The following is a 19830-nucleotide window of genomic DNA, read 5'->3' as shown; positions in this document are numbered from 1 at the left end:
GGCTTCGGGCCCGACGTCATTCACGACGGCGCTGTGCGAGCGCAGCGACGCACTCCGTGCCCGAGCCCTAAATTCCCGATACTGCCGGCGCGCAGCGCAGCCGAAGGCGTTCCTGTGTTGACGCCTGCAGCAGGCGGCCTACGCCCGGCATGGGGATAGTTCAATAGTGGGTCGACGTAGCCGCTATCCCAGACTCACCTGGCGTAGCAGGTCCGAACCACTAGCCACATCGAACGGAAATCACCACCGCCCGAACCACCCACGCCGATAACTTGATAGCCAGCCGCTCAGGCGACGCGTTTTTTGGTTACTTTTTGTCGCTCGGACAAAAAGTGACCCGCCCAGGAGGGCGGAACCAGGCGCTTCAACGGCCGCAGCATGTCACCAACGGCGACAGCGGACACCTAAACGCCCGACAGCATGTCATCAGCAGCGAAAGCCCACGAGCACTAGTCCTTCCCAAACTCCCCCCCCATCTCCGCCCCCCGAGCCGCGGCAGCATGCATCGCGCGCACGAAAGCATCACCAATCCCAGCCGCCTCCATTGCTGTCAGCGCGGCATAAGTCGTACCGCCCTTTGAAGTCACCCGTTCCCGCAGCGTCGAAACCGCCTCCGAAGACTGCCCAGCCAGCGCCGCAGCACCGCGAAAAGTCTCAACCGCCAGCTCGCGCCCCTGCTCCGCACTCAGTCCCAGCTCAGTAGCTGCCCGCTGCATCGCCTCGATGAAATAGAAGACATAGGCCGGGCCACTACCGGAGATGGCGGTGACGCCGTCGATCTGCGCATCATTCTCGACCCACACACACTTGCCCACAGCCTGCGCCACGGCGCTGGCAACATCCCGGTCAGCCGACGACAATCCTTCCGCCGCCGCCAGGCCAGTCATCCCCATCCCCGCCAGTGCCGGCGTATTCGGCATTGCCCGCACCAGCCGGTTGCGTCCACCCAGCCACCGCTGCATGTCCTGCAACCGGATCCCGGCCGCCACGCTGATCACCAGGTTGCCATCGCCAGCCGGCAGGTATGGCAGCAGCTGCGCCGCAGCCTCGCGGAACTGCTGCGGCTTGACCGCCAGCACCAGCACGTCACTGGCGCCGAATGCCGCATCCGGCGCCCCCGCGGCATGGACGCCGAGATCGCGCGACAGGCGCTGCTGCGCCTCCGGGAAAGGATCGACCACGCGGATCGAACCAGCGGGAACGCCGCGGGCGATCAGGCCGCCGATCAGCGCGGAGGCCATATTGCCGCCGCCGAGAAAGCCGAAGGTGAGGGTATCGAGCATGGGTGTCTCTGCAGTGTCTGGATTGATATTGGCGCCGGCTCAGCCGCGCGCACCGAAGATCGCGGTGCCGATCCGCACCAGGTTGGCGCCCTCGGCGATGGCGGCTTCCATGTCGCCCGACATGCCCATCGATAGCGTGTCGAGGTCCAGGCCGTTCTCCCGCAGCCCGCCCAGCAGCGCGCGCATGGCGGCAAACGGCCGCCGCTGGGCAACGGGATCGTCTTCAGGTTCGGGAATCGCCATCAGGCCCCGCAGCCGCAGGCCGGGCAGCGCGGCCACGGCCTGTGCCAGCGCCGGCACCTCAGCCGGCGCGACGCCGCTCTTGCTGGCTTCGCCACTGATATTGACCTGGAGGCAGACCTGCAGCGGCGCCATCCCGGCCGGGCGCTGCGCCGACAGCCGCTCGGCGATCTTGAGCCGGTCGATGGCATGCGCCCAGTCGAAATGCTCCGCCACCGGTCGCGTCTTGTTGCTTTGCAGCGGGCCGATGAAATGCCACTGCAACCGGCCCCGCAAATCGGCCAGCGCGGCGATTTTCTCCACCCCTTCCTGGACATAGTTCTCGCCAAAGGCGAACTGACCGGCCTCGGCGGCGGCGCGTACGCGGTCAGCGGATACGGTCTTGGAAACGGCCAGCAGGGCGATGTCGCCGGGCTGCCTGCCAGCCTGTTGTGCGGCCGCCGCAATGCGCTGGTTCACGGCTTGCAAGTTGGCGGCAATCACAGACATAATCCGGCGGACATATAAGAAGTACTTAAAGTACTGATAACTATTTCAGGGTGGGGTCATTATAGATGGACATCGCGCAGCTATTGGCTTTCGCCGTCAAGAACAAGGCGTCCGATCTTCATCTGTCATCGGACATGCCGCCGATGGTCCGGATCCACGGCGACATGCGCCGGATCAATGTCGCGGCGATGGCGCACAAGGATGTCCACGCCATGGTGTACGACATCATGAGCGACACCCAGCGCAAGCTCTACGAAGAACGGCTGGAAATCGACTTCTCGTTCGAGATTGCCGGCCTGTCGCGCTTCCGGGTCAATGCCTACAACACGCAGCGCGGCGCCGCCGCGGTGTTCCGTACCATTCCCTCCAAGGTCCTGACGCTGGAAGAGCTGCGCGCGCCGGCGGTGTTCGCCGACCTGTGCATGAAGCCGCGCGGACTGGTGCTGGTGACGGGGCCGACCGGTTCAGGCAAGTCCACCACGCTGGCGGCGATGGTCGACCATCGCAACGAAAACGACATGGGTCACATCCTGACGGTGGAAGACCCGATTGAATTCGTCCACAACTCCAAGAAAAGCCTGATCAACCAGCGCGAGCTGGGGCCGCACACGCATTCGTTCGCCAACGCGCTGCGCTCGGCGCTGCGTGAAGATCCGGACGTCATCCTCGTGGGCGAATTGCGCGACCTGGAAACCATCCGCCTGGCGCTGACCGCGGCCGAAACCGGCCACCTCGTCTTCGGCACGCTGCACACCAGTTCCGCGGCCAAGACCATCGACCGTGTGGTCGACGTGTTCCCGCCGGAAGAAAAGGACATGGTGCGCACCATGCTGTCCGAATCGCTGGAAGCGGTGATCTCGCAGACGCTGCTGAAGACCCGCGACGGCAACGGCCGCACGGCCGCGCACGAAATCATGATCGCCACGCCGGCAATCCGGCACCTGATCCGCGAGAACAAGATCGCGCAGATGTACTCGATGATGCAGACCAGCAGCGGGCTGGGCATGCAGACGCTGGACCAGTGCCTGTCGGACCTGATCAAGCGCAGCGCCATCAGCTACAACGACGCGCGCGCCATTGCCAAGAACCCCGACGCATTCATGGGCTGAGGCCCGCACCGACGCTTGCCTCCTGGCCGCCGCACGCATGCGGCTGCCGCACTCCTGCAGGACACCGCCATGCTCGATCGCGAATCCGCCGCCAAGTACATCAACGACCTGCTGGAGCTGATGGTCAGCAACCGCGGCTCGGACCTGTTCATCACCGCCGACTTCCCGCCGGCGATCAAGGTCGACGGCAAGATCACGCCGGTGTCGCAGCAGCCGCTGAACCCGACGCAGGCGCTGGGCCTGGTGCGCTCGGTGATGAACGAGCGGCAGGTGCAGGACTTCGACACCAGCCGCGAATGCAACTTCGCCATCACCGCGCCCAAGGCGGGGCGCTTCCGGGTGTCGGCGTTTATCCAGCAGGGGAAGGCCGGCATGGTGGTGCGGACCATCAATACGCGGATTCCGTCGGTGGCGGACCTGGACCTGCCCCCGACGCTGCATGACATCGTGATGTCCAAGCGCGGCCTGGTGATCGTGACCGGCGCGACCGGGTCGGGCAAGTCGACCACGCTGGCGGCGATGCTCGACCACCGCAACGCGCATTCCTACGGCCACATCATCACCATCGAGGACCCGATCGAATACGTGCATGCGCACCAGAACTGCGTCGTCACGCAGCGCGAGGTCGGCATCGATACCGAGTCTTGGCACGTGGCGCTGAAGAACACGCTGCGCCAGGCGCCCGACGTGATCCTGATCGGCGAAATCCGCGACCGCGAGACCATGGAGTACGCGATGCAGTACGCGGAAACCGGCCACCTGTGCCTGGCCACGCTGCACGCCAACAACGCCAACCAGGCGATCGATCGCGTGGTCAACTTCTTCCCCGAGGAAAAGCGCCAGCAGTTGCTGATCGACCTGTCGCTGAACCTGAAGGCGATGGTGTCGCAGCGGCTGCTGCCGCGCGCCGGGCGCAAGGGCCGCGTGCCGGCGGTGGAGATCATGATCGGCACGCCGCTGGTGGCCGACCTGATCTTCAAGGGCGAGATCCACGAGCTGAAGGAAGTCATCAAGAAATCGCGCGAGCAGGGCATGATCTCGTTCGACCAGGCGCTGTTCGACCTGTACGAGGAAGGCAAGATCACCTATGAGGATGCGCTGCGCAATGCCGACTCGCTCAATGACCTGCGCCTGATGATCAAGCTGCACAGCGCGCGCGCCAAGGACACCGACCTGGGCGCCGGCACCGAGCACCTGAACGTGATCTAGAGTCCGGCTGCCGTGCACGCCAGCGCGCATGGGCGTATGCTTCGGCCACGAGCAAGCAGTCCGCAGGAGTCTGCCATGAGCAATATCTACCAGTTCGATGCCAATTCGCTGTCGGGGCAACCCGTGCCGCTGTCGCAGTTCCACGGCAAGGTGCTGCTGGTCGTCAATACCGCCAGCGAATGCGGCTTTACGCCGCAGTATGCCGGCCTGCAGAAGCTGTATGAGGAGTATCGCGAGCGCGGGCTGGAAGTGCTGGGCTTCCCGTGCAACCAGTTCGGCAAGCAGGAGCCGGGCGATGCGCAGCAGATCGGCCAGTTCTGCGAATCGCGCTTCAGCGTGAGCTTCCCGATGTTCGCCAAGATCGACGTCAACGGCGAGCAGGCGCATCCGCTGTACCGCTGGCTCACCACCGAGAAGCGCGGCGTGCTGGGCACGCAGGGCATCAAGTGGAATTTCACCAAGTTCCTGGTGCGGCGCGATGGCACGGTGTACGAACGCTACGCCCCGACCACCAAGCCGGAAGAGCTGCGCAAGGATATCGAGACGCTGCTGTCCGATCCGGCGGCCTGAGCTACGCGCCGCTGGCGCGCACCGCGCGCAGGAAGCCGTTGAGCGACCGGTCCGGGGTTTCATGGAAATGGTCGTCCAGCATGCGGATGGCGCGGCAGCGGTCGAGGCGGAAGCTGCGGTAGTCCGAGCGCGTGGTGCACCACGCCGCCAGCAGCCACGCATTGCCCCAGAAGAACAGGCCCAGCGGCATCACCACGCGTTCGGTGATGCGCTGCTGCGCGTCGCAGTAGTCGAGCAGCAGCAGCTTCTGCTCGCCCAGCGCGCCGTGCACCACGTCGAAGGCCTCGCGCACGTGCGACTGGTTGACGTACTCGGGTGCGAACACGCGGCTTTGTTGCGCCGCCAGCCGGCGCGGCGGGGGCAAGGCGGCGACCAGCTTCTCCAGCGCCGGATCGGCCGCGGCGGCGAGCGCGCCGCCGCCCCAGGCTTTCAGCAGCCGCAGGCCGGCCACCAGCGCTTCCACTTCCATGGCACTGAACATCAGCGGCGGGACATCGAAATCGGCGCGCAGCCGGTAGCCGATGCCGGCCTCACCCTCGACCGGCACGCCTGACAGCGACAGCGCCTGGATATCGCGATAGACCGTGCGCTCCGACACGCCGAGCCGCTGCGCCAGCAGCGCCGCCGTGGTCAGGCGGCGGCCGCGCAGGACCTGGACGATCTGGAAGAGGCGATCGGCGCGGCGGCTCATCCGTGGCGGCTTCCCTTATGTGGCACAGGTTCCCTTATCCGGCAAATGGCTCGTGCAGCCCGATGCGGTTGCCTTCGCTGTCGGTGATATGCGCGATGCGGCCGATCTCGCCCGGCAGGCGCAGCGGCCCGAACACGGTCTTGCCGCCGGCGCGCGCGGCGCGCTCCAGCAGCGCGTCCAGCTCGGGTGCGTGCAGGTAGGGCACCGTGCCGTAGTAGTTGCTGGGACGGTAGCCTTCGCCGGCAACCAGCGCGCCGCCGGGATCGGGGTGCGGGAATACGGCCATGTCGACCTGGCTCATGGTCTCGCGGCGCAGCCTGGTATCGAAGACTTGTTCGTAGAATCCGATGGCGCGGACCATGTCGACGACAGGGATCTCCAGCCAGTTGATCAGACGGTTGCTCATGACGGGCTCCTTGGTTCCGGTTGATGGGGAGTGAGGAGCTCGCATCATGCGCGGGGGCTGCTGACAGCGTGCTGTCAGGAGGCTGTCAGTGTGGCATCCACGCCGCCATCACCGGCACCAGGATCGCGGTCAGCACGCCGTTCAGCCCCATGCCGAGCGCGGCGAAGGCGCCGGCTTCCTGGTTCACCTGGAACGCGCGCGCGGTGCCGATGCCATGCGCAGCCACGCCGGTGGCAAAGCCGCGCACGCTGTAGTCGCGGATGCGCAGCAGGTTCAGCAGGCTGGTGGCGCTGACCGCGCCGATGATGCCGGTTGCCATCACCAGCACCGCGGTCAGCGACGGCAGGCCGCCGATCTTCTCGACCACGCCCATCGCAATCGGGATGGTCACGGATTTTGGCGCCAGCGAGCGCACGGTCTCGGGCGAGGCACCCAGCAGCCAGGCGATGCCGACCGCCGATACCACCGCGACCACCGAGCCGGCCACCAGGCCGGCCAGCAGCGGGAACACATGGGTGCGCAGCTTGGGCAGCTGCATGTACAGCGGCACCGCCAGTGCCACGGTGGCCGGCCCGAGCAGGAAGTGCACGAACTGCGCGCCGTCGAAGTAGGTCTTGTACGGCGTGCCGGTGACGGTCAGCACCGTGACCAGCAGCGCCACCGCGATCATCACCGGGTTGGCCAGCGGCGAGAACCGCGACTTCTCGTAGATGCGGAAGGCAAAGACGTAGGCGAGCAGCGTGGCGGTCAGCCCGACCAGCGGGCTCGCGGCCAGGTAGACCCAGATCTCGTTGAGGCGTGGCGTCATCATGCCTGCTCTCCCTCCGCACCGGCGTTGGGCGCGCCGGTGCGCTTGCGCATCAGCATGCGCGTGACTACCGCGGTGGTGGCGATGGCGAGCCAGGTGGAAATCACCAGCGCCACCAGGATCGGCATCCATTCGCCTTCGATGCGGTTGGCGTGCACCATGATGCCGACGCCGGCGGGGACGAACAGCAGCGACAGGTGCTTGAGCAGTTCGCTGGTGGTGCCCTGGATGATGGGCAACAGGCGGTCGTCGAAGACGAGCCAGCCGAACAGCAGGATCATGCCGAGCACGGGGCCGGGTACGGGCAGGCGCAGCGCGTAGCTGATCACCTCCCCGACGGATTGGAAAACCAGCAGGATGGCAAAGGTCTGGAGCATGGGGGCGGTCGTGGTTGCGCATTTCGCCCCTCTCCCGCAAGCGGGAGAGGGGGGAGACAACCACGGCCTTGCTCCGGCCGGGGGATGTTATCCCAGCATCCGGTCGACCAGTTCGACCCAGTGCATCACCGGCGTATCGGTACCGCTTTGCAGGTGCGTGATGCAGCCGATATTGGCTGACACGATGGCTTCGGGCTGCGTGGCCTGCAGTTTGCCGAGCTTGTCGTCGCGCAGGCGGTAGGCCAGTTCCGGCTGCAGCACTGAATACGTGCCCGCCGAGCCGCAGCACCGGTGGCTGTCAGCGCAGAGTTTGACCTCCACGCCGAGGTCGGTCAAGAGTGCCTCCACCTTGCCGCGGATCTGCTGGCCGTGCTGCAGCGTGCAGGGCGGGTGGTAAGCGACGCGCCGGCTGTCGCGCGGCACCGCGCCGGCCAGGGCGTGCAGGTCGTCGGCAAAGTCCGGCAGGATCTCGGACAAGTCGCGCGTCAATGCGGAAACGCGTCGCGCGCGCTCCGCGTACTTTGGATCGTTGCGCAGCAAATGCCCGTAGTCCTTGACCATCGCGCCGCAGCCGGAGGCGGTCATCACGATAGCCTCGGCGCCGGCTTCGATATGCGGCCACCACGCATCGATATTGCGGCGCATATTGTCGAGGCCGCCGTCGTGGTCGCCGGTGTGGAAACGGATTGCCCCGCAGCAGCCCGCCTCGCGCGCCACCACCAGTTGCACGCCGACACGGTCGAACACGCGCGCGGTCGCGGCATTGATGTTGGGCGACATCGCCGGCTGCACGCAACCGTCGAGCAACAACATCTTGCGTGCGTGGACATTGCGGGGCCAGGTGCCGGCTTCGGCGGCTTGCGACAGCGCCGGCACCTTGTTGCGCAGCGCGCCCGGCAGCATCGGCCGCACCATCTGGCCAAGCCGCAGCGCGGTGCTGAACAGCTTCGGGCGCGTCAGCCCCTCGCGCAGCACCCAGCGCGCCATGCGCTGGCCGGCGGGGCGCTGGATGCCTTCGGCTTCGAGCTTGTCGTCGACCACCTTGCGGCCGATGTCGACCAGGCGCCCGTAGCGCACGCCCGACGGGCAGGTCGACTCGCAGTTGCGGCAGGTCAGGCAGCGGTCCAGGTGCAGGCGCGTGCTTTCGGTGATGGCATTGCCTTCCAGCACCTGCTTCATCAGGTAGATGCGCCCGCGCGGCCCGTCGAGTTCGTCGCCGAGCAGTTGATACGTCGGGCACGTGGCGGTGCAGAAGCCGCAATGCACGCATTTGCCGACGATGGATTTGGCTTCCTCGCCTTCGGGCGTGTTGCGGAGAAAATCGGCCAGGGTCGTTTGCATGGTGTGGGGAGGTCTTTGCCTGGGCGTGGGAACGCTTGGGTGGTCCGGATCAGAGTCCGGGATACATGCGCTGCGGATTGAAGATGCCGGCCGGGTCGAAGGTCGCCTTCAGGCGGCGGTGGATTGCCGCCAGCGGCGAGGCCAGCGGCGTGAACACGCCCACCGACTTGTCGCCGTTGCGGAACAGCGTGGCATGGCCGCCGGCGGCCTGGGCCACGGCGCGCACGCTTTCGGCATCGGTCCTGGTGGCGCCATCGGCGGGCAGCCACCAGCGCTGGCCGCCGCCCCATTCCACCAGTTGCTGGCCCGGCAGGTCCAGCGGCGCGGCGACCGGCGGCACCGCCAGGCGCCACAGCGCGCGGCCCGCGTGCGCCGGCGCGAAGAAGGCATGGGTCTGCTCGCGCAGCGATTGCCACAGCGCGGTGGCCACGGCGGCATCGACACGCTCGCCACCCAGTCGTGCGCATGCGGCGCGCACCGCCGCGGTGGCGCCTGCCAGGCGCACGTGCAGCACGCCGTCATGCCAGGCTGACGCGGCCAGCGGCAGCGGCTGGCCGCCCCACTGGTTCAGCTGCCGGATCGCATCGGCCTGCGCCAGCTCGAAGCGCAGCGTGGCTTCGTCGAACGGCGCGGGCAGCACCTTGAGCGACACTTCCAGCACCAGCCCGAGCGTGCCCAGCGAGCCCGCCAGCAGCCGCGAGACATCGTAGCCGGCCACGTTCTTCATCACCTGGCCGCCGAAGTTCATCACCTCGCCCTTGCCGTCCATCAGCTGCGCCCCCAGCACGAAGTCGCGCAGCGCGCCGACCGACTGCCGGCGCGGGCCTGACAAGCCGGCGGCCACCGCGCCGCCCAGCGTGGCCGCGCTGGCCTGGCCGGGCAGCGCGAAGTGGGGCGGCTCGAAGGCCAGCACCTGGCGCTTCCCGGCCAGCGCGGCTTCGACTTCCGCCAGCGGCGTGCCGCAGCGCGCCGTGATCACCAGCTCGGCCGGGTCGTAGTCGACGATGCCGGCGTAGGCGCGCGTGTCCAGCACCTGGCCTTCAGGTGCCTGGCCGTAGAAGTCCTTGCTGCCGCCACCGCGCAGCCGCAGCGGCGTGCGGGTTTCGGTGGCTTGCCTGACGGCGTCGCGGAAGGCGTCGAGGGTGGCTTGCATATGCGTGGGTGGTGCGTGGCTGATGAGGAGGAGATTGTTTCCGTCGCGGCTCAGGATCCGGGCTTGCCGTCGCGGCCGCCGGGGACTTCAGGCCTGTCGTTCTGGTAATCCGGCAGCGCGCTGCCGCAGTGCTTGCAGTACATCGCGTCGGGCTCGTGGCCCTCGGTCAGGCAATGGGTGCAGGTGCGCGTGGTCAGCGGCTTCTTCAGGATGCTTGCGGCCAGCTCGGCGCCGACGATGCCGGTGGGGAAGGCGATGATGCCGTAGCCCAGCAGGATCGTCAGCGAGGTGATGAACTGGCCCAGCGGCGTCTTCGGCACCATGTCGCCGAAGCCGGTGGTGGTGAGCGTGACCACCGCCCAGTACATGGCGAGCGGAATGCTGTGGAAACCGTGCTCGGGACCTTCGACCACATACATCACCGTGCCCAGGATCACGGTGATGATGAACACCGTGCCCAGGAACACGAAGATCTTGCGCCGGCTGTTGATCAGCGCGTTGTACAGGATCTCCGCTTCCTCGAAATACACCGTCAGCTTGAGGATCCGGAAAACGCGCAACAGCCGCAGCAGGCGCACGTCGATCAGGAAGTGCAGTTCCGGCACGAAGAACGCGAGCCACGTCGGCATGATCGAAATGAAGTCGATGATGCCGTAGAAGCTGAAGACATAGCGCCATGGCCTGCGCACCACGAGGATGCGCATCACGTACTCGGCCGTGAAGATCAGCGTGAAGCCCCACTCCAGCACGGTGAACAGCGTGCCGAGCCGGTCATGGACGGCGGGCAGGCTGTCGAGCATCACCACCATTACGCTGGCGACGATCGCGATCAGCAGCGCGACGTCGAAAATGCGCCCTTCGCGCGTGTCGGCCTCGAAGATGATGGTGTACCAGCGCTGGCGCCAGCCGGTCTCGGGCTGGCCCAGGCGCTGGCGGACCACCGCTTCCTGGTACTGGCGTCGGCGTTCGTTGGCCATGGCGCGGGCTTCAGAAGCGCGGCAGGTCCGGATGCGGCAGCAGTCCCTTCCTGACGTGCATCTTGCCGTATTCCGCGCAGCGCGCCAGCGTGGGGATGGCCTTGTCGGGGTTCAGCAGGCGGGCCGGGTCGAAGGCTGCCTTGACGCCGAAGAACGCCTCGCGCTCGCTGGGCGAGAACTGCACGCACATCGAGTTGAGCTTCTCCACGCCCACGCCATGCTCGCCGGTGACGGTGCCGCCGAGCTCGACGCACGCTTCCAGGATGTCGGCGCCGAACAGCTCGGCACGGTGCCATTCGTCCTGGTCCGAGCCATCGAACAGGATCAGCGGGTGCATGTTGCCGTCGCCGGCATGGAACACGTTGATGCAGCGCAGGCCGTACTTGCGCTCCATCTCTTCGATGCGGCGCAGCAGCGTGCCGATGTGCTTGCGCGGGATGGTGCCGTCCATGCAGTAATAGTCCGGCGAAATGCGGCCCGCGGCGGGGAAGGCATTCTTGCGCCCGCTCCAGAAGCGCAGGCGCTCGGCTTCGTTCTGCGAGACCACGATGCGGGTGCAGCCCGACGCCTTCAGCACCGCGCTCATGCGCTCGATCTCTTCCGCCACTTCCTCGGGCGTGCCATCGGATTCGCACAGCAGGATGGCGGCGGCATCGAGGTCATAGCCCGCGTGCACGAACTCTTCCACCGCGGCGGTGGCGGGCTTGTCCATCATCTCCAGCCCGGCCGGGATGATGCCGGCGGCGATCACGTCGGCCACCGCATTGCCGCCTTTCTCGACGTCGTCGAAGCACGCCATGATGACTTGCGCCAGCTGCGGCTTGGGGATCAGGCGCACGGTCACCTCGGTGACCACGGCTAGCATGCCTTCGGAGCCGATCACCGCGGCCAGCAGGTCCAGGCCGGGCGAATCGGGCGCATCCGAACCGAACACCACCACCTCGCCTTCCATGGTCACGGCGCGCACGCGCAGCACGTTGTGCACGGTCAGGCCGTACTTCAGGCAATGCACGCCGCCGGAGTTCTCGCTGACGTTGCCGCCTATGGTGCAGGCGATCTGCGAGGAGGGATCGGGCGCGTAGTAGAGGTTGTGGGGCGCGGCGGCATCGGAGATGGCCAGGTTGCGCACGCCGGGCTGGACCACCGCGGTGCGCGAATACGGGTCGACCGACAGGATGCGCTTGAACTTGGCCAGCGACAGCACCAGGCCCTCGGCGATCGGCATGGCGCCGCCGGACAGGCTGGTGCCGGCGCCGCGCGGCACCACCGGCACGCCCAGCTTGTGGCACAGGCGGAGGATTGCGCAGACCTGTTCCTCGGTGTCGGGCAGGGCCACGGCCATCGGCACCTGGCGGTACGCGGCGAGGCCGTCGCACTCGTAGGGCACGGTGTCCTCCGGCCTGGACAGCAGCGCGGCGTCCGGCAGGATCTGCGCCAGGCCGGCTAGCAGCGCATTACGGCGGCCTTCGGCGGTGGCCTGCGCGCCTGCGGTGCCTTCGGTGGCGAGGGTGCGGGCTTCGTGCGGGGCATTCATGGCGACTCCTGGACTCTGGTCGGGCCGGCGGGCGGCCCGCCGTGGGGACGGCTGACGGGACGGCTGACTATAGCGCAGCCCTCATGCCGCGGGCACCACCAGGCACGTGAATTCCGCATGGCAAGCCGATCAAAAATGCTCATCATGGCCAGGCAGGCACCGGCCCCGGTTTCAGCGTAGCACCGGCCGGCGAGTGCAGGAAATGCGGCGCCCCCGCCTCAGCGTGCCGGGGCCGGCAGCCGCAGCACCATGTCGAGCTTGTCGTAGAAGTGCGGCGCGACATACAGCGCGTCGGGCTCCAGGCCGAAACGCTCGAAGCCAAGCGATTCGTACAGCCGCACCGCACCGGCGCTGCCGGCATTGACGCACAGGATCACCTGGCGCACGCCTTCCATGGCGGCGGCCTGCTCCAGCACGCGCTCCATCAGCGCGCGCCCGAGCTTCCTGTCGCGCCAGCCCGGCGCCACATACATACCGAAGATCGATGCCTTGTGCCAGTGCTTGCGGCGCGGCTCGCGCATGATGCCGACCACGCCGGCCAGTGCGGTGCCGTCGAAGGCGCCGTATACGGCCTTGTCGGCGCTCGGCGCGAGGCGCTGCGCCACCACTTCCGGCGACAGGTCCCGTTCTTCTTCCAGGCTGGCGGCAAAGGCTTCCGGCGCCTCGGCCAGGCCCTGCAGGCGCAGCGCATGGAAGGCTTCGGCATCGGCGGGGGTCAGCAGCCGGATCTCCAGGTTCTGCATACGTGCGGTCTCCTACCAGTCCAGGCTTAGCAGCCAGTCGACGAAATAGCGTGCCTCGGGCTTCAGCGGCGCCTGCTCGCGCTCGACGATGTAATAGCCGTGCGGCGATACCGACTCGATATCGAGCAGCCGCACCATCTGCCCCAGCGACAGCCAGTGCCGCGCCATGCGCTGGCGCACCAGCGCCACGCCCTGGTTGGATGCGATCGCTTCCAGCATCAGGCCGATGTCGTTGAACTGCGGCCCGGTCTGCGGCTCGGGCCAGTCCAGTCCGGCGGTCTCGAACCACGGCTTCCACGGCTCCAGCGGGCTGCGCAAAAGCACCAGGCCATGAAGGTGCTCGGGTTTGGTGATGGCGCGGCCGTTGACGCGCTCGTAGTATTCGCGCCCGCATGCCGGGAACACCGGTTCGACCAGCAATTTCGTGGTCTTCAGGTCGGGGTAGCGGCCGGTGCCGTAGCGGATCTCGACGTCGGTGTCCTCGGCCTTGACGTCGAGGAACGGGATCGCCAGGTGCAGTTCCAGGTCGATATGCGGGTACAGCGCGCCGAACTCGGGCAGCCGCGGCACCAGGTGCTGGCGCCCGAACGTCGGCGGGATCGCCACGCGCAGCCGCGTGCGCAGCTTGTTGTACTCGGGCCGCGCCAGCTCGTTCAGCGACTTGAGCGCGTCCTGCACGTTACGCAGGTAGCGCGTGCCGGCCGCGGTCAGCCGCAGCGCGGCGTTGGCGCGCACGAACAGGTCTTCGCCCCACAGCTCCTCGAGGTTCTTGATGCGGTGCGATACGGCGCTGGGCGTGACCGACAGCTCCTCGGCCGCGCGCGCGAAGCTGCCCAGGCGCGCGGCGGCCTCGAAGGCGATCAGCAGGTGCAGCGGCGGGACGCGGTTGAACATGGAAGCCATGCCGGCCGGTTCAGTGCGCGCCGCCGCGCGTGGCACTGAAGATCTTGCCCGGGTTGAGGATATGGTTGGGATCGAGCGCGTCCTTGATCACGCGCATCAGGTCGAGCGCATCCTCGCCGTGCTCCTTCACCAGGAAGCGCTGCTTGTGCAGCCCCACGCCGTGCTCGCCGGTGCAGGTGCCGCCCATCGCCAGCGCGCGTTCGACGATGCGCTGGTTGATGGCCTCGGCCTCGGCCATTTCCTCCGGCTTGTCCGGGTCGACCAGGATCGCCACGTGGAAATTGCCGTCGCCGACGTGGCCGACGATCGGGCAGGGCAGGGCGGAGGCGTTGAGGTCCTTTTCGGTTTCGGTCACGCACTCGGCCAGGCGCGAGATCGGCACGCACACGTCGGTGGTGACCGACTTGCAGCCGGGCTTGAGCTGCAGCATCGCAAAGTACGCGGTATGGCGCGCGTTCCACAGCCGGCTGCGGTCCTCGGGGCGCGTGGCCCACTCGAAGCCCTGGCCGCCGTGCTCGGCGGTGATCTGCTGCACGGTCTCGGCCTGCTCGCGCACGCCGGCCTCGGTGCCGTGGAATTCGAAGAACAGGTGCGGCGTCTCCGGCAGCGTCAGGTTGTCGTGGCGGTTGATGGCGCGGATCGCCAGCGCATCGACGAATTCAACACGCGCCACCGGCACGCCAAGCTGAATGGTCTGGATCACGGCCTGCACCGCGCTGCCCATGCTGGGGAAGGCGCACACCGCGGCCGAGATCGCCTCCGGCTGCGGGTAGAGCCGCACCGTGACCTCCGTGATGATGCCGAGCGTGCCTTCGCTGCCGATGAAGAGGCGGGTCAGGTCATAGCCGGCCGACGACTTGCGCGCGTGCGTGCCGGTGCGGATCACGCGGCCATCGGCGGTTACCACGGTCAGCGCCAGCACGTTCTCGCGCATGGTGCCGTAGCGCACCGCGTTGGTCCCGGAGGCGCGCGTCGCGCACATGCCGCCCAGCGACGCGTCCGCGCCCGGGTCGATCGGGAAGAACAGGCCGGTGTCCTTGATTTCCTGGTTCAGCTGCTTGCGCGTGACACCGGGCTGCACGGTCACGGTCAGGTCCTCGGGCTGCACCGCCAGCACGCGGTTCATCTGCGACAGGTCGAGGCTGACGCCGCCGGCGACGGCCAGCAGGTGCCCTTCCAGCGACGAGCCGGCGCCGTAGGGAATGAGCGGCACGCCGTGGTGGTTGCACAGGCGCGCCACCTCGGCGACTTCGTCGGTGCTGTGGGCGAACACGACCGCATCCGGCGCGGCCGGCGGGAACGGCGATTCATCGCGCCCATGGTGCTCGCGCACGCCGGCCGAGGTGGTGAAGCGCTCGCCGAAGCGCGCCGCGAGGGCGTCGCTGAAGGCGGGCGGCAGGGGGCGGCGTTCGAGCGCGGCGGGCGGCGTGGGGTGGTTCATGCGGGTCTCCGGCGGGTCGGCGCGGCGAGGTTGCCGGCGGTGGCGTTCCGGTTTTGTGGTCCGGAAAGGCAGGCGGGGCGCGACCCGGTTGGCGAATGGACGAATAACGGCATTCTACGCCGCGCGGCGGCTCATGCACCCTTGGCCGGCGCCGAGCTGGCCGATAGCCGCACAAGCGGGCGGAAGCGGGGGCAGCCCCTCGCGCGCATGGCGCATCCCTGCGCTCCGGCGCGATAATGCCCCATTTCCCCCCACACGCTTACCAGCCAAGAGGAGACCGGCATGGGCAACCGCCTGTCCAAGATTGCCACCCGCACCGGCGATGCCGGCACCACCGGCCTGGGCGACGGCACCCGCACCGGCAAGGACAGCCTGCGCATCGCCGCCATCGGCGACGTCGACGAACTGAACTGCCACGTCGGCGTGCTGCTGACCGAGACGCTTCCCGACGACGTGCGCGCCGCGCTGCTGCATATCCAGCATGACCTGTTCGACCTGGGCGGCGAGCTTTCCATCCCCGGCTACACCCTGCTCAAGCCCGAGCAGGTGGCGCAGCTCGACACCTGGCTGGCGGACTACAACGCCAACCTGCCGCGGCTGGCCGAATTCATCCTGCCCGGCGGCAGCCGCGCCGCGGCCCAGGCCCACGTGTGCCGCACCGTGTGCCGGCGCGCCGAGCGCGCGCTGGTGGCGCTGGGCGCGGCCGAGCCGCTGAACGAGGCGCCGCGCCAATACCTGAACCGGCTGTCTGACCTGATGTTCGTGCTGGCGCGGGTGCTGAACCGGGCCGGCGGCGGCTCCGACGTGCTGTGGCAGCGCGACCGGCAGGGAGGCTGAGTCGCGGCCAGTTACGCAGCAAGCCAGGCAGGAAGCCAGGCGGCAAGTTAAGTCGGCGGCATTTTTTTGTCGCCGGCCGAGGGCTTGGGCTCAAGCCCCGGCCGCAAATGCCGTTGAGGAAACGCAAAATCCGAGAAATTTACTCGGATTTGCCGTTTCTGCCCTTGAAAAGACCCCGGGCGGCCACATTTCGGCCTCAGGTTGAATTGCAGCCGCGCGGATGGCGATGGCTCAAGAGGAGAGAATAATGGGTAAGATCATCGGTATCGACCTCGGTACCACCAATAGCTGTGTGGCGATCATGGAGGGCAATACCCCCAAGGTCATCGAAAACTCGGAAGGTGCTCGCACCACCCCGTCGATCATCGCCTACATGGAAGACGGCGAGATCCTGGTCGGCGCGCCCGCCAAGCGGCAGGCCGTGACCAACCCGCGTAACACGCTGTACGCGGTCAAGCGCCTGATCGGCCGCAAGTTCGAAGAGAAGGAAGTCCAGAAGGACATCGGCCTGATGCCGTACTCCATCGTCAAGGCCGACAACGGCGACGCATGGGTGTCGGTGCGCGACCAGAAGCTGGCGCCGCCGCAGGTGTCGGCCGAAGTCCTGCGCAAGATGAAGAAGACGGCCGAGGACTACCTCGGCGAGCCGGTGACCGAAGCCGTGATCACGGTGCCGGCGTACTTCAACGACTCGCAGCGCCAGGCGACCAAGGACGCCGGCCGCATCGCCGGCCTGGACGTCAAGCGCATCATCAACGAGCCGACCGCGGCCGCACTGGCTTTCGGCCTGGACAAGAACGAGAAGGGCGACCGCAAGATCGCCGTGTATGACCTCGGCGGCGGTACCTTCGACATCTCGATCATCGAGATCGCGGACGTTGACGGCGAGAAGCAGTTCGAAGTGCTGTCGACCAACGGCGACACCTTCCTGGGCGGCGAAGACTTCGACCAGCGCATCATCGACTACATCATCGCCGAGTTCAAGAAGGACCAGGGCGTCGACCTGTCCAAGGACGTGCTCGCGCTGCAGCGGCTGAAGGAAGCCGCGGAAAAGGCCAAGATCGAACTGTCGAGCTCGCAGCAGACCGAGATCAACCTGCCGTACATCACGGCCGATGCCTCGGGTCCGAAGCACCTGAACCTGAAGATCACCCGCGCCAAGCTGGAGTCGCTGGTCGAAGAGCTGATCACCCGCACCATCGAGCCGTGCCGCACCGCGATCAAGGACGCCGGCGTCAAGGTCAGCGACATCGACGACGTGATCCTGGTCGGCGGCATGACCCGCATGCCCAAGGTGCAGGAGCAGGTCAAGGAGTTCTTCGGCAAGGAAGCGCGCAAGGACGTGAACCCGGATGAAGCCGTGGCCGTCGGTGCCGCGATCCAGGGCTCGGTGCTGTCGGGCGACCGCAAGGACGTGCTGCTGCTGGACGTGACGCCGCTGTCGCTGGGGATCGAGACCCTGGGTGGCGTGATGACCAAGATGATCACCAAGAACACCACCATCCCGACCAAGCATGCGCAGGTGTTCTCGACCGCCGACGACAACCAGCCGGCCGTGACCATCAAGGTGTTCCAGGGCGAGCGTGAAATGGCCTCGGGCAACAAGCTGCTGGGCGAGTTCAACCTGGAAGGCATTCCGCCCGCAGCGCGCGGCACGCCGCAGATCGAAGTCTCGTTCGACATCGACGCCAACGGCATTCTGCACGTGGGCGCCAAGGACAAGGCCACCGGCAAGGAAAACCGGATCACCATCAAGGCGAACTCGGGCCTGTCGGAAGACGAGATCCAGCGCATGGTCAAGGACGCCGAGGCCAACGCCGAGGAAGACAAGAAGGCCCGCGAGCTGGCTGATGCCCGCAACCAGGCCGACGCGCTGATCCACTCGACCAGGAAGGCCGTCACCGAATACGGCGACAAGCTGGAAGCCGGCGAGAAGGAAAAGATCGAAGCCGCGATCAAGGAACTGGAAGACGCCGCCCGCGGCGGCGACAAGGCCGAGATCGATGCCAAGGTCAACGCGCTGTCGGAAGTCAGCCAGAAGCTGGGCGAGAAGGTCTACGCCGACATGCAGGCCAAGGCCGGCGAGCAGGGCGCAGCGGGTGCGGCAGGTGCCGGCGCGCAGCAGCAGGCCCAGCCGCAGGACGACAACGTTGTGGACGCCGAATTCAAGGAAGTCAACGACAAGAAGTAATCGGGACACGCGGGCGGCGGTGCAGGCACTGGCCGGCACCGCTCCCGCCCCGACGCCGGGCGCGGCCATCGGACCCAGCGGGAAACCGCCGTCGGATGCCTCGCTCGGCTTTTTTGCTATTCGCCGGTGGAGCGCCGCATGCGCGTGCCGGCCAAAAAGGTTTGAGCCACCATGGCAAAACGTGACTATTACGAAGTGCTCGGGGTAGGCAAGAACGCGAGCGACGACGAAATCAAGAAGGCTTATCGCAAGCTCGCGATGAAGTACCACCCGGACCGCAATCCGGAGGGCAAGGACGGCAAGGTCGCCGAGGAAAAATTCAAGGAGGTCAAAGAGGCCTACGAGATGCTTTCCGACTCGGAGAAGAAAGCGGCCTATGACCAGTACGGCCACGCCGGCGTCGACCCCAACATGGCCGGCGGCTTCGGCGGCGCGCAGGGCTACGGCGGTTTCGCCGAAGCCTTCGGCGACATCTTCGGCGATATCTTCGGCCAGCAGCAGGGTGGTCGCCGCGGCGGCGGCGGCCCGCAGGCCTATCGCGGCGCCGACCTGCGCTACAGCATGGAGATCAGCCTGGAGCAGGCCGCGCACGGCCACGAGGCGCAGATCCGCGTGCCGCACTGGGACGACTGCGACCACTGCCACGGCAAGGGCGCGGAGCCGGGCTCCAGCGTCGAGACCTGCCCGACCTGCCACGGCGCCGGCCAGGTGCGCGTGTCGCAGGGCTTCTTCACCATGCAGCAGACCTGCCCGAAGTGCCACGGCAGCGGCAAATTCATTCCCAAGCCGTGCACCAAGTGCCACGGCCAGGGCAAGCTGAAGTCGCAGAAGACGCTGGAAGTGAAGATCCCGGCGGGCATCGACGAAGGCATGCGCATCCGCTCGTCGGGCAACGGCGAGCCGGGCATCAACGGCGGGCCGCCGGGCGACCTGTACGTGGAAGTCCACATCAAGCAGCACGCGGTGTTCGAGCGCGACGGCGACGACCTGCATTGCCAGATGCCGATCTCCTTTGCCACCGCGGCGCTGGGCGGCGACCTGGAAGTGCCGACGCTGAACGGCAAGGCCACCTTCCCGGTGCCCGAGGCGACGCAATCGGGCAAGACCTTCCGCCTGCGCGGCAAGGGCATCAAGGGCGTGCGCTCGGGCTATCCGGGCGATCTCTACGTGCATGTGAACGTGGAGACGCCGGTCAAGCTGACCGAGTCGCAGAAGGAACTGCTGCGCCAGTTTGACCGCTCGGTGCACGAGGGCGGTTCGCGGCATAGCCCGCAGGAGCAATCATGGCTGGATAAGGTGAAGAGTTTCTTCAGCTGATCCGGCCTGGCGGTATGAGACCGGCCACGTGAGAGCGTGGCCGGTTTTGTTTTTGGTGCGGCGCTGTCCCTCAAAAAGCCGCCGGTTTTCTCCCCTCTCCCGCCTGCGGGAGAGGGGCCGGGGGAGAGGGCAGGCGCCTCCATCGCCCACCACCCCGTCGCGCGCGATAATGCATCCTGGTACTTCATGCCGGCCGTGCCGGCAGTCCAGT

General features: G+C 67.2%; 19 protein-coding genes. 6 read left to right on the top strand and 13 right to left on the bottom strand.

All coding sequences use genetic code 11. The features are described from left to right. Positions 1-449: 449 nt before the first annotated feature. Together proC and IPF36_RS31190 are read right to left on the bottom strand one after the other, a co-directional pair. On the bottom strand, positions 450-1283 hold the full coding sequence (gene proC / locus IPF36_RS31195; RefSeq protein WP_135705899.1) for a pyrroline-5-carboxylate reductase: 834 nt from the start codon (positions 1281-1283) through the stop codon (positions 450-452). Between the two features lie 39 nt (positions 1284-1322). Continuing rightward, positions 1323-2012: a YggS family pyridoxal phosphate-dependent enzyme gene (locus tag IPF36_RS31190; RefSeq protein ID WP_133092278.1), complete on the bottom strand. Its 690-nt coding sequence runs from the start codon at positions 2010-2012 to the stop codon at positions 1323-1325. Between the two features lie 65 nt (positions 2013-2077). Here IPF36_RS31190 and IPF36_RS31185 point away from each other — a divergent pair, with 65 nt between their 5' ends. From IPF36_RS31185 to IPF36_RS31175, 3 genes are all read left to right on the top strand, one after another. Next, a complete protein-coding gene (locus tag IPF36_RS31185) occupies positions 2078-3121 on the top strand; it encodes a type IV pilus twitching motility protein PilT (protein ID WP_063240245.1) in 1044 nt (347 codons plus the stop codon). A gap of 69 nt (positions 3122-3190) precedes the next feature. Beyond that, complete coding sequence (locus tag IPF36_RS31180; RefSeq protein ID WP_133092277.1) at positions 3191-4330, top strand: PilT/PilU family type 4a pilus ATPase; 1140 nt, start codon at positions 3191-3193, stop codon at positions 4328-4330. 75 nt (positions 4331-4405) lie between these two features. Next, the gene (locus IPF36_RS31175) at positions 4406-4900 is read left to right on the top strand and encodes a glutathione peroxidase (RefSeq protein WP_135705898.1); all 495 of its coding nucleotides are present in this window, start codon (positions 4406-4408) and stop codon (positions 4898-4900) included. Between the two features lies 1 nt (position 4901). On the opposite strand, the gene IPF36_RS31170 is transcribed toward IPF36_RS31175, so the two are convergent. From IPF36_RS31170 to IPF36_RS31120, 11 genes are all read right to left on the bottom strand, one after another. Further along, the gene (locus IPF36_RS31170; protein WP_195431943.1) at positions 4902-5591 is read right to left on the bottom strand and encodes a YafY family protein; all 690 of its coding nucleotides are present in this window, start codon (positions 5589-5591) and stop codon (positions 4902-4904) included. Positions 5592-5625: 34 nt separating this feature from the next. Continuing rightward, entirely contained in the window at positions 5626-5997 is a 372-nt protein-coding gene (locus tag IPF36_RS31165; RefSeq protein WP_195431942.1) for a VOC family protein, read from the bottom strand. An 85-nt stretch (positions 5998-6082) separates the two neighbouring features. Further along, complete coding sequence (locus tag IPF36_RS31160) at positions 6083-6808, bottom strand: LrgB family protein (protein WP_195431940.1); 726 nt, start codon at positions 6806-6808, stop codon at positions 6083-6085. Then, positions 6805-7182 (bottom strand): CidA/LrgA family protein, encoded by a 378-nt coding sequence (locus IPF36_RS31155; protein WP_133092272.1) that lies wholly within the window; start codon positions 7180-7182, stop codon positions 6805-6807. Before IPF36_RS31155 ends, IPF36_RS31160 begins: the two co-directional genes overlap by 4 nt. A gap of 87 nt (positions 7183-7269) precedes the next feature. Next, positions 7270-8523 (bottom strand): glycolate oxidase subunit GlcF, encoded by a 1254-nt coding sequence (gene glcF, locus IPF36_RS31150; RefSeq protein WP_195431938.1) that lies wholly within the window; start codon positions 8521-8523, stop codon positions 7270-7272. 49 nt (positions 8524-8572) lie between these two features. Beyond that, on the bottom strand, positions 8573-9676 hold the full coding sequence (glcE, locus tag IPF36_RS31145) for a glycolate oxidase subunit GlcE (RefSeq protein ID WP_133092270.1): 1104 nt from the start codon (positions 9674-9676) through the stop codon (positions 8573-8575). Between the two features lie 50 nt (positions 9677-9726). Next, positions 9727-10653 (bottom strand): ion transporter, encoded by a 927-nt coding sequence (locus IPF36_RS31140; RefSeq protein WP_135705894.1) that lies wholly within the window; start codon positions 10651-10653, stop codon positions 9727-9729. 10 nt (positions 10654-10663) lie between these two features. Further along, the gene (locus IPF36_RS31135; RefSeq protein ID WP_135705893.1) at positions 10664-12187 is read right to left on the bottom strand and encodes an FAD-linked oxidase C-terminal domain-containing protein; all 1524 of its coding nucleotides are present in this window, start codon (positions 12185-12187) and stop codon (positions 10664-10666) included. A gap of 218 nt (positions 12188-12405) precedes the next feature. Next, positions 12406-12921, bottom strand: coding sequence for a GNAT family N-acetyltransferase (locus IPF36_RS31130; RefSeq protein WP_135706305.1), 516 nt, complete (start codon positions 12919-12921; stop codon positions 12406-12408). A gap of 21 nt (positions 12922-12942) precedes the next feature. Continuing rightward, positions 12943-13833 carry a LysR substrate-binding domain-containing protein gene (locus tag IPF36_RS31125; protein WP_022536516.1) on the bottom strand — a complete coding sequence of 297 codons (891 nt, stop codon included), beginning with the start codon at positions 13831-13833 and terminating at the stop codon, positions 12943-12945. A 10-nt stretch (positions 13834-13843) separates the two neighbouring features. After that, positions 13844-15274, bottom strand: coding sequence for an FAD-binding oxidoreductase (locus IPF36_RS31120; protein WP_195431937.1), 1431 nt, complete (start codon positions 15272-15274; stop codon positions 13844-13846). Positions 15275-15556: 282 nt separating this feature from the next. Here IPF36_RS31120 and IPF36_RS31115 point away from each other — a divergent pair, with 282 nt between their 5' ends. The 3 genes from IPF36_RS31115 to dnaJ all read left to right on the top strand — a co-directional run bounded on the left by IPF36_RS31115 (position 15557) and on the right by dnaJ (position 19619). Continuing rightward, positions 15557-16111 carry a cob(I)yrinic acid a,c-diamide adenosyltransferase gene (locus IPF36_RS31115; RefSeq protein WP_135705892.1) on the top strand — a complete coding sequence of 185 codons (555 nt, stop codon included), beginning with the start codon at positions 15557-15559 and terminating at the stop codon, positions 16109-16111. Between the two features lie 247 nt (positions 16112-16358). Continuing rightward, positions 16359-18302: a molecular chaperone DnaK gene (dnaK, locus tag IPF36_RS31110; protein WP_133092263.1), complete on the top strand. Its 1944-nt coding sequence runs from the start codon at positions 16359-16361 to the stop codon at positions 18300-18302. A gap of 171 nt (positions 18303-18473) precedes the next feature. Continuing rightward, the gene (dnaJ, locus tag IPF36_RS31105; RefSeq protein ID WP_135705891.1) at positions 18474-19619 is read left to right on the top strand and encodes a molecular chaperone DnaJ; all 1146 of its coding nucleotides are present in this window, start codon (positions 18474-18476) and stop codon (positions 19617-19619) included. The last annotated feature ends 211 nt before the right edge of the window (positions 19620-19830 follow it).

The organism is Cupriavidus sp. IK-TO18 (genome assembly GCF_015549295.1).
Taxonomy (GTDB): domain Bacteria; phylum Pseudomonadota; class Gammaproteobacteria; order Burkholderiales; family Burkholderiaceae; genus Cupriavidus; species Cupriavidus oxalaticus_A.
This window is presented reverse-complemented; position numbering and strand designations above follow the sequence as displayed.